At 59.8% G+C, this 14712-nt stretch carries 12 protein-coding genes; 11 read left to right on the top strand and 1 reads right to left on the bottom strand.

The window, feature by feature from the left end:
• Positions 1-38 precede the first annotated feature (38 nt).
• From AO242_RS27035 to AO242_RS27000, 8 genes are all read left to right on the top strand, one after another.
• Positions 39-959 carry a LysR family transcriptional regulator gene (locus AO242_RS27035; protein WP_099271232.1) on the top strand — a complete coding sequence of 307 codons (921 nt, stop codon included), beginning with the start codon at positions 39-41 and terminating at the stop codon, positions 957-959.
• Positions 960-1080: 121 nt separating this feature from the next.
• On the top strand, positions 1081-2007 hold the full coding sequence (locus tag AO242_RS27030) for an N-carbamoyl-D-amino-acid hydrolase (protein ID WP_099271084.1): 927 nt from the start codon (positions 1081-1083) through the stop codon (positions 2005-2007).
• Between the two features lie 156 nt (positions 2008-2163).
• Positions 2164-3018 carry a D-amino-acid transaminase gene (locus tag AO242_RS27025; protein WP_099271083.1) on the top strand — a complete coding sequence of 285 codons (855 nt, stop codon included), beginning with the start codon at positions 2164-2166 and terminating at the stop codon, positions 3016-3018.
• Between the two features lie 165 nt (positions 3019-3183).
• A complete protein-coding gene (locus AO242_RS27020; protein ID WP_218927859.1) occupies positions 3184-4770 on the top strand; it encodes an ABC transporter substrate-binding protein in 1587 nt (528 codons plus the stop codon).
• A gap of 112 nt (positions 4771-4882) precedes the next feature.
• Positions 4883-5824, top strand: a complete 942-nt coding sequence (locus AO242_RS27015) for an ABC transporter permease (protein ID WP_087265218.1) — start codon at positions 4883-4885, stop codon at positions 5822-5824.
• A 10-nt stretch (positions 5825-5834) separates the two neighbouring features.
• Complete coding sequence (locus AO242_RS27010; protein WP_099271081.1) at positions 5835-6710, top strand: ABC transporter permease; 876 nt, start codon at positions 5835-5837, stop codon at positions 6708-6710.
• Positions 6707-8341, top strand: coding sequence for an ABC transporter ATP-binding protein (locus AO242_RS27005; protein ID WP_099271080.1), 1635 nt, complete (start codon positions 6707-6709; stop codon positions 8339-8341). Before AO242_RS27010 ends, AO242_RS27005 begins: the two co-directional genes overlap by 4 nt.
• Positions 8338-9786 (top strand): N-acyl-D-amino-acid deacylase family protein, encoded by a 1449-nt coding sequence (locus tag AO242_RS27000; RefSeq protein ID WP_099271079.1) that lies wholly within the window; start codon positions 8338-8340, stop codon positions 9784-9786. The genes AO242_RS27005 and AO242_RS27000 overlap by 4 nt, the downstream gene beginning before the upstream one ends.
• On the opposite strand, the gene AO242_RS26995 is transcribed toward AO242_RS27000, so the two are convergent.
• Positions 9783-10136 (bottom strand): RidA family protein, encoded by a 354-nt coding sequence (locus tag AO242_RS26995; protein ID WP_087265214.1) that lies wholly within the window; start codon positions 10134-10136, stop codon positions 9783-9785. The two genes, AO242_RS27000 and AO242_RS26995, sit on opposite strands and share 4 nt — an antisense overlap.
• A gap of 116 nt (positions 10137-10252) precedes the next feature.
• On the opposite strand from AO242_RS26995, the gene AO242_RS26990 reads away from it, so the two are divergent.
• The 3 genes from AO242_RS26990 (at position 10253) to AO242_RS26980 (ending at position 14580) form a co-directional block, all read left to right on the top strand.
• Entirely contained in the window at positions 10253-11500 is a 1248-nt protein-coding gene (locus AO242_RS26990; protein WP_099271078.1) for a D-amino acid dehydrogenase, read from the top strand.
• Positions 11501-11928: 428 nt separating this feature from the next.
• Complete coding sequence (locus tag AO242_RS26985) at positions 11929-13236, top strand: LLM class flavin-dependent oxidoreductase (protein WP_099271077.1); 1308 nt, start codon at positions 11929-11931, stop codon at positions 13234-13236.
• 393 nt (positions 13237-13629) lie between these two features.
• On the top strand, positions 13630-14580 hold the full coding sequence (locus AO242_RS26980) for a D-isomer specific 2-hydroxyacid dehydrogenase family protein (RefSeq protein WP_099271076.1): 951 nt from the start codon (positions 13630-13632) through the stop codon (positions 14578-14580).
• Positions 14581-14712: the final 132 nt, after the last annotated feature.

Raw genomic sequence — 14712 nt, 5'->3', positions numbered from 1 at the left:
TTTTCAACGAGAAAAAAAAGCAAGGAGAGAGCAGCACAATGCAGTCTCTGAACCTGCGACAGATTGAAGTGTTTCGCGCAGTGATGATCACCGGCTCTATCAACGGCGCTGCCCAGTTGCTGCTGGTCTCCCAGCCAGCGGTCAGCCGCATGTTGTCCCATACCGAAGCACGGATTGGCTTTCGCTTGTTCGAACGGGTCAAGGGGCGGCTTTATCCCTCTCCGGAGGCCCGGCGGCTGTTTACTGATGTCGAGTCGGTGTATCGCAATATCCAGCGGGTCAATACCACCTTGCTGGACCTGGTTCAGCAGCGCCATGGCGTGCTGCGTATCGCCAGCAGCCCGAGCATGGGGCATCAAATGGTGCCGGACGCCGTGGCTGCTTTCCGGCGTAGCAACGACGATATCCGGGTCAGCCTGGAATGCCTGCGCCATGTGCTGTTGCGTGATCGATTGCTGGATCAGCAGGCTGATCTTGGCGTTTCACTGTTTCCCATCGATCACCCTAATCTGCGCGCCATCCCTTTGAGTGACATTCGTGTATTGGTGATCTGTCCAGCAGGGCATGACCTGGAGAGGGTTCCGGCCGAGCAATTGCCGGAGGCGCTGCTGGGCACCCCATTTATCGGCTATCCCTCCGATACGCCTTTTTTCAATGTCATGAAGCCCGCATTCGAGCAGGCCGGACTGGCCTATCGGCCGAGTATCGAAGTGGATTCACCGCACCACGCCTGTGCGCTGGTCAAAAATGGTTCAGGGTTTTCCGTGGTTGACGAGATTTCCTGGCGCGCCTCCGGCATGCAGCACATGGCTGTTTTGCCAATTCTTCAGCAAGAGCGCCTGACAGTCAGTCTTGTGCATTTGCGCCGCGAGCCGTTGGCGCAACTGGCGCAAACGTTCGTTGAGCAGTTGCGTGGAACCCTGCGTGCCAGCGGCTTCAAGTTGTTCGATGCGTCATAGCCTGCTGCGTCATAACAAAGGGTTAAGGATTGGCGACGTATTGGCATACGACAACCCTCGCAGACTTTTTCACAATGGCCCCAGACACGGCGTAAGGGTGCGTCGGCAGGGGAGATTCGCAATGCGAGAGATAGTCATCGGCGGTGCCCAACTGGGTGCAATCCAGAAAAGCGACAGCAGAGAAAGCGTCGTCCAGCGCATGCTTGCACTGCTTGAGCAGGCGCGGCAGCAGGGTTGCGAACTGGTGGTTTTTCCCGAGCTGGCCCTGACCACCTTTTTCCCGCGCTGGTACATGGAAGATCAGGCTGAAGTCGATACCTGGTTCGAGCGCGAAATGCCCAGCGCCGTGACTCAACCACTGTTCGATTACTCCCGCGAGCATGCGATTGCTCTTTCGTTCGGTTACGCCGAGCTGACCGCCGAAGGCCGTCATTTCAATACCTCCATCCTCACTGATCGTCAGGGCAACATCGTCGGCAAATACCGCAAGGTGCATTTGCCGGGGCATGTCGAGTTCGATACCGAACGCGATTTTCAGCACCTGGAAAAGCGCTACTTCGAACCGGGCGACCTGGGTTTCCCGACATGGTCAAGTCAGGACACGGTAATGGGGATGTGCATCTGTAACGACCGCCGCTGGCCGGAGACTTATCGGGTCATGGGCCTGCAAGGTGTCGAGCTGGTAATGCTGGGGTACAACACCCCCTCGATCAACTCGCAGAACCGCAGTGAAGGCGAAGAGCATCGGCTGTTTCACTCCGAGCTGGTCATGCAGGCCGGTGCTTATCAGAACGCCACCTGGGTAGTGGGCGTCGCCAAGGGCGGCGTCGAGGACGGTTTTCCGTTGATGGGGGGCAGCGTCATCATCGACCCCAATGGGTTTGTCGTAGCAAGGGCGCAAGGGCAGGGTGACGAACTCATCACGCACCGTTGCGACATGGACCTGTGCAACTTCGGCAAGACCACGATTTTCGACTTTGCCCGTCATCGGCGTATCGAGCACTACGGCATCATCACCAGCCAGACGGGTGTGAAACGCTCTGCGTAAAAAAACCTGTGGGAGCGAGGCTTGCCCGCGATAAGGCTGAACGCGATAGAGCTGATACCTGTGATGCCCTTATCGCGGGCAAGCCTCGCTCCCACACAAGCTGCACTCCCATAAGAGTGCACGTTCACAGGTCATGAGCTTTACAGAGGACGATCCATGCGTACGGTGTACCTCAACGGTCAGTTTGTTCCCGAAAACCAGGCCAGCATCTCGATCTTTGACCGGGGCTTCATGTTTGCCGATGGTATTTATGAGGTGACCGCAGTATTGCGCGGCAAGCTGGTGGATTTCGATCTGCATCACGCACGCTTGCGCCGCTCTCTGGGCGAACTGAACCTGCGTCTGGACCTGAGCAGCGATGAGTTGCTGGCGATACACCGGCAACTGATCGAGCACAACCAGCTGGACGAGGGCCTTGTCTACATGCAGGTCACCCGTGGCGCACAGGATCGCAATTTCCTGTACCCGGCCGAGGGCCATCCGTTGACCGTGGTGTTGTATACCCAGGCCAAGGTGGTCGTTGACAGTCCGCTGGCGGCTCGTGGCATGAACATCGTCTGTCTGCCGGACTTGCGCTGGGGTCGCAGCGATATCAAGACCACGCAGTTGTTGTATGCCTGCATGGCCAAGGAGCAGGCAAAGGGCATGGGCGCTGATGATGCCTGGCTGGTGAAGGACGGCATGATCACCGAAGGCACCTCCAACAACGTGTTCATCATCACGAAGGAAGGCGTGGTGGTGACTCGCGAATTGTCCAGCGCCTTGCTGCCCGGTATCACCCGCGCAGCCATGATTGCATTGCTCAGGGAAACCGGCTTGCGTCTCGAAGAGCGCGCTTACTCTCTGGACGATGCCAAACAGGCCGCCGAGGCCTTCATTACCTCATCTACCTCGTTCGTCTATCCCGTGGTCACCATTGATGGTCAGGCCATCGGCGACGGCACGCCGGGCAAGCTCACCCGGCGCTTTCGCCAGCTCTACATAGACCACGCGTTAGAGGTGCTGATGTAGTGCCTCTTGTGGATACAGCCCAGACCAGGCTCCGCGCCCGCTTACTCACGATTTTCATGACCAGATAACTCGCCAGGGCACCCGCAGAGGCGCCCGGCTCTACTCCATTGCTCACACAGGAATTCTGCCGCCCACGACCTTCGCTCTCTGTAAGGAATGTTGCGCATGAAATTATCCCGATCCCTGGTCTCCCGTCTGTTGTTGCCGGTTGGGCTTATGGCCGCTCTGCATGTTCCCTTTGCCCTGTCGGCCGAGAAAACCCTGCACGCCGTGATGTCGTCTTCGCTGCGTGTGCTTGACCCCATCGCCACCACGGCACAGATCACCCGCAACCATGGCTACATGATCTACGACACGCTGATCTCCATGGACGAGCATTTCGTGCCCAAGCCGCAAATGGCCGACTGGACCCTGTCGCCTGACGGCCTGACCTATACCTTCAAACTGCGCGACGGTCTGCTCTGGCACGATGGCAAGCCAGTGACCGCGGCGGATTGCGTGGCCTCCCTGAAACGTTGGGCGCATTACGACGTGGGCGGCAAGTTGATGATGCAGTACACCGCCAGTCTGGTGGCCAGCGACGAGCACACCATCGTCCTGACGCTGGCCAAACCCTTCGGCTACGTGCTGCCGCTGATTGCCAAACCGTCCTCGGTGGCAGCCTTCATGATGCCTGAGCGGGTTGCCAACACCCCGGAAGGCAAGATGATCACCGACTACACCGGCTCCGGGCCGTACCGGTTTGTCGCCAGCGAGTTCGATCCCGGCAATCGCGTGGTTTACGAAAAATTCAAAGAGTACGTGCCGCGCAAAGAAGCCCCAAGCGGTACGGCCGGTGGCAAGGTCGTCAATGTGGACCGGGTCGAGTGGATCAACATGCCCGATCGCATGACCGCGATCAACGCACTGTCTTCTGGCGATATCGACTTCATCGAGCAATTGCCCATCGACCTGCTGCCCATGGTCGAAGCGGACGACAACCTCAAGACCGGCGTACTCAGCGATCTGGGGTCGATGACCGGCGGGCGCATGAACTTCCTTTACCCTCCATTCGACAACCCGGACATCCGCCGCGCCGCCATGCTGGCGTTGAACCAGAAAGACGTGCTTGATGCGCTGGTGGGCAATCCGAAGTATTTCCGTCAGTGCGCTTCAGTCTTCGCCTGTGGCACAGAGCTAGAAACCGAGGCAGGCGGTGGGTCGCTGCTCAAGGGTGGCAATCCTGAAGAGGCCAAGGCCTTGCTCAAGAAAGCCGGGTATGACGGCACGCCTGTAGTGATCATGCAGCCCACCGACGTACCTAGCCAGGCGCCGCAACCGGTGGTCGCGGCCCAGGCTTTGCGTAACGTCGGCTTCAAGGTCGACCTGCAACCGATGGACTGGCAGACCCTGGTGTCACGCCGCGCCAATCAGAACCCGCCCGCTCAGGGCGGCTGGAACCTGTTCTTCACCTATTGGAACGTGCAGACCATCTGGAACCCGGTGGTCAACCCGATGCTTGACGGGGGCGGCAAACGCGCCTGGTTCGGCTGGCCGACCGATCCTCAGATGGACGAGTTGCGCGTGGCGTTCGCGACGGCGACTGAACCGGTCAAGCAGAAAGAAATTGCTGTGCAAATCCAGAAGCGTGCGATGGATCAGGTGAGCTACATCCCGCTTGGCCAGTACCACGACGTGTCGGCCTGGAGTGCACGTGTCAACGGCCTGCTGCCAGGGCCATCGACGGTGTTCTGGAATGTGAAGAAGGATTGAAGGCTGAACTCGGGGCAAGCCTCGCTCCCGCAGGACCTGCGCAGTCCCGCAGGACCGGCTAAAGCCGGTCCTGCGAATTTCATGTTTGTGTACCAGACAACGGATCAAGCCCATGCTCAGTTACTTCTTTCGCCGCATTCTGGCGGCGATCCCGGTCATGTTGGTGGTGGCGCTGTTCGTCTTCCTGTTGCTGCGGCTGTCGCCGGGGGATCCGGCGGCGATCATTGCCGGTGACATGGCAACCCCGGAGCAGTTGGCGGCCATTCGCGAAAGCCTGGGTCTGAACCAGCCGCTGTACCGGCAATTTTTCGTCTGGATAGCGCAACTGCTGCAGGGCGACTTCAGTACTTCGCTAATGGCCCATACCCCGGTGCTGGATATGATAGGTCAACGGGTAGAGCCGACCCTCAGCCTCGCGCTGGTATCGATCATGTTCACCATCCTGATTTCCGTGCCGCTGGGCGTACTGGCAGCCTGGAAACACGGTAGCTGGATCGACAATCTGGTCATGTCCACCTCCGTGCTCGGTTTTTCAGTGCCGGTATTCGTGATTGGTTACGTGCTGATTACGGTATTCGCCATCGAACTGAAATGGCTGCCAGTCCAGGGATTTCGCAGTATCAGTGACGGCATTGGGCCGTTCGCCCAGCGCATCGTTCTGCCTGCGTTGACCTTGTCGTCGGTGTACATCGCACTGGTGGCGCGCATGACCCGGGCGAGCATGCTCGAAGTCCTTGGCGAAGACTACATCCGCACCGCCCGGGCCAAGGGGCTGTCCGAAGTGCATGTGCTGTTTCGCCATGCGTTGCGTAACGCCATGATCCCGATTCTCACCGTGATCGGCACCGGCTTCGCCATGATGATCTCCGGCGTCGTAGTGACCGAAAGTGTCTTCAACATACCGGGACTGGGGCGCTTGATCGTCGATGCAGTGCTGGCCCGTGACTACCCGGTGATCCAGGGCATGATCCTGCTGACCAGCGGTGTGTATGTCGTCATCAATCTGCTGATCGATCTGTCGTACGCGATCAGCGATCCACGCATCCGTTACTGAGGGCCTGACTGTGAGCAAATCCGCTTCTCTGACCCTGCCCGGACCCCGGCGACGCCTGATCGGCCTGCCACGGGTGCCGCTGGTTTCGGCGATATCACTGGTGGTTCTGGTGTTGATCATTGCCATGGCGATTTTTGCGCCGTGGGTGGCCAACCACGACCCGGTAGCCTTGTCACCGGCCAACCGACTCAAACCGCCCAGCGCCGATTTCTGGCTGGGCACCGACGCTTACGGTCGCGATTTGTTTTCGCGGATTGTCTACGGCGCACAGGTTTCGCTGATGGTCGGTATCGGCGTGACCGTCCTGAGCATTCTGATCGGGTTGCCGTTGGGTTTGCTGGCGGGTTATTTCCGTGGCCTGGACGCGGTGTTGATGCGCGTCATGGATGGCCTGATGGCGATCCCCGGCGTGCTGCTGGCGATTGCCATCGTGTCCCTGAGCAGCGCCGGGATCTGGACCGTGATGATCGCCATCATGATTCCGGAAATTCCCCAGGTCGTACGTCTGGTGCGTTCCCGGGTGCTGTCGGCACGGGAAGAACCTTATGTCGAAGCCGCCGTGTTGATGGGCACGTCGACCTTCAGGATTTTACTGCGTCACTTGATGCCCACGACTGTCGCGCCGCTGATCGTACAAGGCACCTATATCTGCGCCTCGGCGATTTTGACCGAAGCGATCCTGTCGTTCCTCGGCGCAGGCATCGGTACTGAAATTCCGAGTTGGGGCAACATCATTTCCGAGGGACGGGTGTACTTCCAGCTCAAGCCATCACTGGTGTTGTGGGCTGGCCTGGCGCTGTCACTGTGCATTCTGTCGATCAACCTGTTGGGGGACTCGGTGCGCGATGCCCTGGACCCACGGATGAAAAAGAGGGGCGCGGCATGAGTGAAGTTCTGCGCGTTGAACAGCTCTGCGTGAGCACAGCCGAAGGCAAGCCGATCCTGCACAACATTTCGTTCGAGATCGCCGCAGGGGAAACCTTGTGCCTGGTGGGCGAGAGTGGCTCGGGAAAATCAGTGACCTCTCTGGCTACCCTGGGACTGCTGCCCAAAGGCGCGCTTCTGGCTGAAAGCGGACGCATCCTGCTCGAAGGTGAAGACGTTCTGGCGGTCAGCAATGGCCGCCTCAAGGCGTTGCGCGGCAATAGCATGGCGATGATTTTTCAGGAACCGATGACCGCCCTGAATCCCGTCCTCAGTGTCGGGCGGCAAATTGACGAAGTCTTGCAAACTCACACCCGCCTGACTGCGACCCAGCGCCGGGCGAAAGTCATGGATGCCTTGTCTCAGGTGCATCTGCCGGACATCGAGCGCATCCACGATGCCTATCCGCATCAACTGAGCGGTGGTCAGCGCCAGCGGATCATGATTGCCATGGCGCTGGTTCTGGAGCCGCGTCTGTTGATTGCCGATGAACCGACGACAGCACTGGACGTCACCACCCAGCAGCAGATTCTCAAACTGATCCGCGAGCTGCAGCAAAAGCATGGCACCGCCGTGCTGTTCATTACCCACGACATGGGCGTGGTGGTGGACATCGCCGACCGGGTTTGCGTAATGCGCCATGGTGAAATCGTCGAATCCGGCACTGTCGACGACGTGCTGTCCCGGCCTCGTGAGCCCTACACTCAGGCGTTGTTGGCGGCCGTGCCAGCCCTGAAGCCCCGTCCGTCGCGGCGGGAGTCCAGCCCGCAGGTGGTGCTGGATGTCAGTGAACTGGGCAAGGTCTACCCGGCGGCGGGCGGTGTGCTCAGCTGGTTTGGCAAGCAGCGTCCGGGCACGCGGGCGGTGCATGAAGTGTCGTTCTTGCTCAAGCGCGGACGTACGCTGGGGATTGTGGGTGAAAGTGGTTCCGGAAAGTCCACGGTGGCGCGCTGCGTAATGCGCTTGCTGACGCCAACGCATGGTGCGGTGCGAGTCACCGGCAAGGACATTTCCGAGCTGTCTTCGGCCGGGCTCAAGCCTCATCGCAAACGTATCCAGATGATTTTTCAGGACCCGAACCGCTCGTTGAACCCGCGCATGACCATCGGTAAAAGCCTGATCGAAGGTCCGATGAACTACGGCATGAGTTTCGCCGAGGCCTGGCAGCGCGGTCAGCAGTTGCTGGAGCTGGTGGGGCTGCCGGCGGATGCCATTGAGCGTTTCCCTCATCAGTTTTCCGGTGGTCAACGCCAACGCATCGCCATCGCCCGCGCCCTGGCCATGGAGCCGGATGTGATCGTCGCCGATGAGGCGGTGTCAGCGCTGGACGTTTCCGTGCAGGCTCAGGTCCTGAAACTGCTCGACGATATCCAGCAACGTCTGGGCGTCGCCATTTTGTTTATCACCCACGACCTGCGGGTCGCTGCGCAGTTGTGTGACGACGTACTGGTGATGCAGCACGGTCAGCTCGTCGAATACGGTCCTGCCGGGCAGGTGCTGGGTAATCCGCAACACAGCTACACCCGCCAGTTGATGGATGCCGTGCCGGGCAAGGGCTGGGATTTTGTGACTGGTCAGAGGGCGTGCGTATGACCTTTGATTTGTTGTTTCGGCAGGTCACGGTCGTCGATGGCACCGGTGCCGAGCCTTACGTGGCCGATGTGGCAACCTGCGCTGATCGCATCATCGCTATTGGCGATCTTGCCGGGCACTCGGCAGAGCGTGTCATTGACGGCAATGGACGTTGCCTGATGCCGGGCTTTATCGATGTTCACACTCATGACGACACCAATGTGATTCGCACGCCGGACATGCTCGCCAAAATATCTCAGGGCGTGACCACCGTCATTGTTGGTAATTGCGGTATCAGCGCCTCGCCGGTCACGCTGCCCGGTGTGCCGCCAGACCCGATGAACCTGCTGGGCGGTCGTGAGGCTTTTGTTTATCCAACGTTCCAGGCCTATGTGGCTGCGGTCGAACAGGCCCGGCCCGCCGTCAACGTCGCGGCACTAGTCGGCCACACCGCGCTGCGCAGCAATGTCATGCCCGGCTTTGATCGCCCGGCCAATCGGGATGAGCTGCAACACATGCGCAGCGCCTTGCAGGGCGCGCTCGACGCCGGGGCCATCGGCCTCAGCTCAGGGCTGGCTTACACCAACGCGAAGCAGGCGCCGGCCAGTGAGGTGCAGGCGCTGGTGGATATTGTCGGTGCCGAAGGTGCGTTGTACACCACCCACATGCGCGACGAGCACGCAGGTTTGCTGGACTCTCTGGAGGAGTCGTTCAGTACCGCACGCAAGGCCGGTGCCGATCTGGTGATCTCGCACCTGAAATGCGCCGGTGCCGGTAACTGGGGCCGCGCACCGCTGGCCCTGGCCGCTCTGGAACAAGCCGCCGCCGGACAACCCTGCAACTGTGATTGCTATCCCTATGCAGCCAGTTCCACCACCCTGGATGCGTGGCGGGTGGACGGCAAAATGGAGATTTACATCACTTGGTCCGACCCGCATCCGGAGATGGCCAGACAGACACTGAAAGACATTGCCGCGCAGTGGGATGTGTCGCAGCTGGAAGCCACCGAGCGCTTGCGTCCGGCCGGGGCGATCTACCACATGATGAGTGAAGACGACGTACGCCAGATTCTCGCGCACCCGTTGTCGATGATCGGTTCCGACGGTTTGCCCAATGACCCCAATCCGCATCCGCGCCTGTGGGGCACTTTTCCACGGGTGCTGGCGCATTATTGCCGGGACCTGAAGCTGTTTGATCTGGCCGAAGCGGTACGCAAGATGACCGGGCTGTCCGCGAAACGCTTCCGCTTGCAGGATCGTGGTGAACTGCGCGAAGGCGGTTTTGCTGATCTGGTGCTGGTGGATATGCAGCGCATCGAGGATGTCGCGACTTACAGCGATCCGTGCCGTCAGGCGCCGGGCATTGATCTGGTGGTAGTCAATGGCGTGCCGAGCTATGAAGGCGGCCAGGTCACCCGGCGGCAGGGACGTTTGTTGAAACGCCAGCCTGCCGCTGCGCGTGGTTAGCTGATGGCAGCCGTCAGCATGATTTCCACTCGTACATCCGGCGAGGCCAGGTCGGCCTTGATGGTGGCGCGGGCCGGTGCTGCGCCTTCAGGCAGCCATTCGCTCCAGACTTCGTTCATGGCGGCGAAATCAGCGTCGATGTCCTTGAGCCAGATCTGCGCGCTGAGCAGTTTTGATTTGTCGCTGCCAGCCTGGGCGAGCAGGGCGTCGATCTTGGCCAGCACCTGGCGAGTCTGTCCGGCGCAATCCTGGCTGCGGTCGTCTGGCACCTGGCCGGACAACCAGGCCAGACCATTGTGGACAACGGCGCCTGCAAGGCGTGGGGTGACGGAAATTCTCTGGATGCTCATGGCGACTCCTGACGGGATAAGTGAGTCAGGGAAACTAGCCAACTCCAACCTTCAGCGCCAGTACCGATTTGACGGTCAACCATAACCCCGTGCTAATCAACCAAAGGAGACACAGCGTGCAGGTAATCGTGATAGGTGCCGGTGTCGTCGGGCTGACCAGCGCCTGGTATCTGGCTAACCAAGGGGGTCAGGTGACCCTGCTGGACCGCCATCAGGAGGTCGCTCAGGAAACCAGTTTCGCCAATGGCGGGCAGCTCAGCTACAGCTATGTCGCGCCCTTGGCTGATCCTTCGGTGATCAGCAAGTTGCCGCAATGGCTGCTGCGTGACGACTCGCCCTTGCGCTTCCGCCCGCGTCTTGACCCCGCGCAATGGCGCTGGTGTACGGAGTTTCTCGCCAGTTGCACGACCTCGGCGGTGCGCCGGACCATTGGTGACATGCTCGGCCTGTCGTACTTGAGCCGCGATTCGCTGGATGAGCTGTTGAGCCAGCACGCGTTGCAATTCGACCTGTTGCGCAGCGGCAAACTGGTGATCTATCGCGATGCCAAGGCCCTGGCGGGCGCTGAACCCATGGTTGACTGGCAGCGCTCGTTGGGCGCGGATCAAAAAATCCTCGACGGTGCGGCGTGCGTCGCGCTGGAGCCGACCTTGCGCGGTATCGGCCATGAGCTCGCCGGAGGCATCTACACCCCCGGCGAAGCGACTGCTGACTGCGCGGGCTTTTGCACGGGGCTACGCGGTTTGCTGGAGCTGATGCCCAACGTGACTCTGGCGCTGGGAACCCAGGTGCGCGAACTGGTGCATGAGGGGCATCGGGTGGTGGCGGTGCGCACCGATAAGGGGGACCTGGAAGCCGATGCTGTGGTGGTCGCCGCCGGGATGTTCAGCGTGCCGTTGCTGCGTCCATTGGGTGTAAAACTCCCGCTGTATGGTTTGCGCGGCTACAGCCTGAGCGTGCCCATGGCGGCGGGCAGCGAAGCGCCGAGGCTGAGCGTGACCGATGCCTCACGCAAAGTGGTCTATGCACCGCTGGGTGAGCGTCTGCGTATCGCGGCGATGGTAGACATGGGCGTGGATCGCGCCGAAGTCGACCCGGCCCGGATTGCGTTGCTCAAGCAGCAGGTCGCCGAAACCTTCCCGCAGCTAGACCTTGATCAAGCCCGGACCTGGGCCGGTCTACGCCCCAGCACCCCGCACAGCAAACCGATCATTGATCGGGCAGGGCGTTTCAGCAACCTGTGGTTGAACGTCGGGCAAGGGGCTCTGGGCTTCACCCTGGCACTGGGCAGCGCCAGACTCCTCGCCGCGCAAATACTGGACCAGCCTTCGCCGATTGATCCAGCGCCGTTTCTATTGGGTTGATGTATTTTCTGCAGGCGCGCACGGGGCACCAGCAGACTCTGTCTTGCTCCAGACAGACCTCGCCCGTTGGGAGCCAACTTGTTGGCGAGGCGTTGTGCAGGCCACTGTTTTTTTCAGAGCAATGGCCTCTCGCGAACACGTCCCCATAGAGACCGCGCTATTCCGTATGACCAGCTTTAGCCGGGAGGACGTCGCATTGTAATGCGGCGGCAGAAGCTGATCGCGGCCCGTGGGCAACAAAACGTGGACAGCCAGGATCATTTATTTTTATTATAAAAATAGTTAGATTTCTTATTTTCTTATATCGATTCGTTCTATGGTTACAACCGTTTCCATATCCCGATTTTTTATCCATTACTTCACCGGGACCCATCGAGTGCCACCCCGACACATGATGGTTTCCATTCATCCCGTTATCGAGTTGACCCATGAGCAAGCTTGATCGACATATGCGCCTGGGCCTGTTCATTCAGGCCTCAGGTCATCATTCTGCGGGCTGGCGTTACCCTGGCGCCCAGGCAGGCAGCGAGAACTTCCCGTTGATCCGCCAACTGACCCTGGCTGCCGAACGGGCCAAATTCGACATGGTGTTCTTCGGCGACAAACTGGTCACCAATGGCAAGGAACATCCATCGATGATCGTGCGCCTTGAGCCGGTGGCACTGCTCGGCGCACTGGCTTCCATCACCGAAAAAATCGGTTTGGCCGCCACGGCATCTACTACCTACAGCGAGCCGTACACCATCGCCCGACAGTTCGCCACGCTGGATCATCTGTCCGCAGGGCGGGCTGCCTGGAACGTAGTCACCACTGGTTACGACAGCGCCGCCAACTTCACCCGCGCCACCCATCCTGACCACGCTCAGCGCTACGCGGTCGCCGAAGAGTTTGTCGATGTGGTGCGTGGTCTGTGGGACAGCTGGGAAGACGATGCCTATGTACAAGACCCGGATACCGGCGTCTTTCTCGACCCGGCCAAGCTGCATGGGCTGGATCATAAAGGCGAGTTTTTCTCTATCGCCGGACCGTTGAACGTCACCCGTGGGCCGCAAGGTCATCCGGTATTGATTCAGGCCGGATCGTCGGGGCCGGGCATGGCATTGGCCGCGCGAATCGGCGAAGTGGTGTTCACCGCTCAGCAGGGCCTGGCCGAGGCCCAGGAATTTTATCGTGACCTCAAAGGCCAGGTCGTCGCTCAGGGCCGCAAACCGGAACATTGTCTGGTGATGCCGGGCGTTATGCCGATCCTTGGCGCAACGGCCGCCGAGGCGCAGGCGCGCTTTGATCAACTGCAAAGCTGGACCGATCAGGAAGCAGCGTTATTGATGGTCGCCGACCGTCTTGGCCACGATTTGTCCGGGTTCGATCTGGATCAGCCGCTGCCGGACTTGCCACTGCCGCAAAACATGAAAAGCCGTGCTCAGTTATTGCTGGACCTGTCCCATCGGGACGGGCTGACCCTGAGGCAGATCTGCAACCTGGCGGCAGGTGCCCGCGGCCACAAAATCATCGTCGGCACGCCACAAACCGTGGCCGATGAATTGATCGCCTGGTTTGAGGGGGAGGCTGCTGACGGCTTTAACCTTATGCCGGCTTACTTCCCTGAAGGCCTGAATCATTTCATCGACGGCGTGCTGCCGATCCTGCGCAAGCACAAGCTGTTCCGCGAGGAATACAGCGGCGCAACGTTGCGCGAACACCTTGGCTTGCCCATTCCGGCCAATCGGCACGGGTAGCTTTCGAGGTCGAGTCCGATTCTGTAGGAGTCCGCGAGCTCTCATCAAACATGAAATAACTACCCGTACCGGGATGCTTTTCAGCTGTAGGAGCGCGCTTGCCCGCGATGGCATGGGGTCAGGCAGCGCATTTTTCGCTGACGCATCGCATCGCGAGCAAGCTCACTCCTACACAGTCTGTACAGGACCGGGTTCATCTCGGAACATCCATATTCATGCTATATGCTGATATAAAAAAATAAATTAATAATAAAAAATAATATTAGGTTAGATCGCATTGGCATTTCACAGGCCTGTGTTCAACGCTTATGTTCATGCTCAATCCGGCCTCATGGCCGTTAACCATGAACGGGTGGCCTTGCGCGCCACCCGCGTTCTAGCCACGAGGTTTTCATGACACAGACTGTAATTGCCACTCAGCATGACGAAGAGGTCAACGAGCTGCTGCGTCGGCGTTTGCCTGAGTACTCATTTGTGCCGGTTGGCACCGGTGCGCCGAGCTCTATTCCCGCCGAGGCGACTATTTTGCTGGCACGCCCGGTGTTCCGCGCGGGCAGTGGTGAGAAGCCGCCACGTCCAGAGGGCTGGCCGTTCAACCTGCAATGGATTCACCTGTCTTCTTCCGGCATTGATACCTACCCGGAATGGCTGTTTGAAGTGCCGCAGGTCACGTCGGCCCGTGGCACGTCTGCGGTGGCCGTAGCGGAGTTTGCGTTGGCGGCGATTCTTGCCAGTGCCAAGCGCTTTCCCGAGGTCTGGATCTCCGAAGCATCGCAGTGGCAGCGGCATTCTCTACAACTGGTCAGTGGCAGCGTGTTGGGAATCGTTGGCTTTGGCGCGATAGGCAGTGCGTTGGCGATTCGCGCACAAGCGTTGGGCGTGAAGGTGATCGCGACCAATCATTCAGGCAAGCCGTTTTATGTGCCGGGCGTTGAGCGTGCGAAGACTCTGCAGGCATTGTTTGCGGAGTCTGATCATGTGGTCGTCGCGGCCCCCGCTACGGAGGAGACGCGGCATCTGGTCAACGCCGAGTTGTTGAGTCACGCCAAGCCAGGTCTGCACATGATCAACATCGCACGAGGCAGTCTGGTCGATGAGGAGGCACTGGTGGCTGCGCTGGATGCCGGGCAGTTGAGTCGGGCAACGCTGGATGTCGCCCAGAAGGAGCCATCTCCCGCCGACCATCCGTTCTACAGCCACCCGAAAATCCGCCTGTCGCCACACGTTTCCCCGGCTACCGGCGACCTGTGGGGTAATGTTGTCGACCAGTTCGTGAGCAACCTGCTGCGTTTCCACAAGGGCGAGCCACTGGCTGAACGGGTGGATTTCAAGCGGGGGTATTGAGGGGGACTTCCGGGCACTTGTACCGGAGGTTTTTTGTGTTGCCTGCAAGATCGCTATCGCGAGCAAGCTCACTCCTACAGTCGGAACGGGGTCCTGTAGGAGTGAGCTTGCTCGCGATAGCGTCGATTCAGT

Source organism: Pseudomonas sp. ICMP 561 (genome assembly GCF_002699985.1).
Taxonomy (GTDB): Bacteria; Pseudomonadota; Gammaproteobacteria; order Pseudomonadales; family Pseudomonadaceae; genus Aquipseudomonas; species Aquipseudomonas quasicaspiana.
Note: the sequence above shows the minus strand (reverse complement) of the source record. Positions and strands in the feature narration are given on the sequence as shown.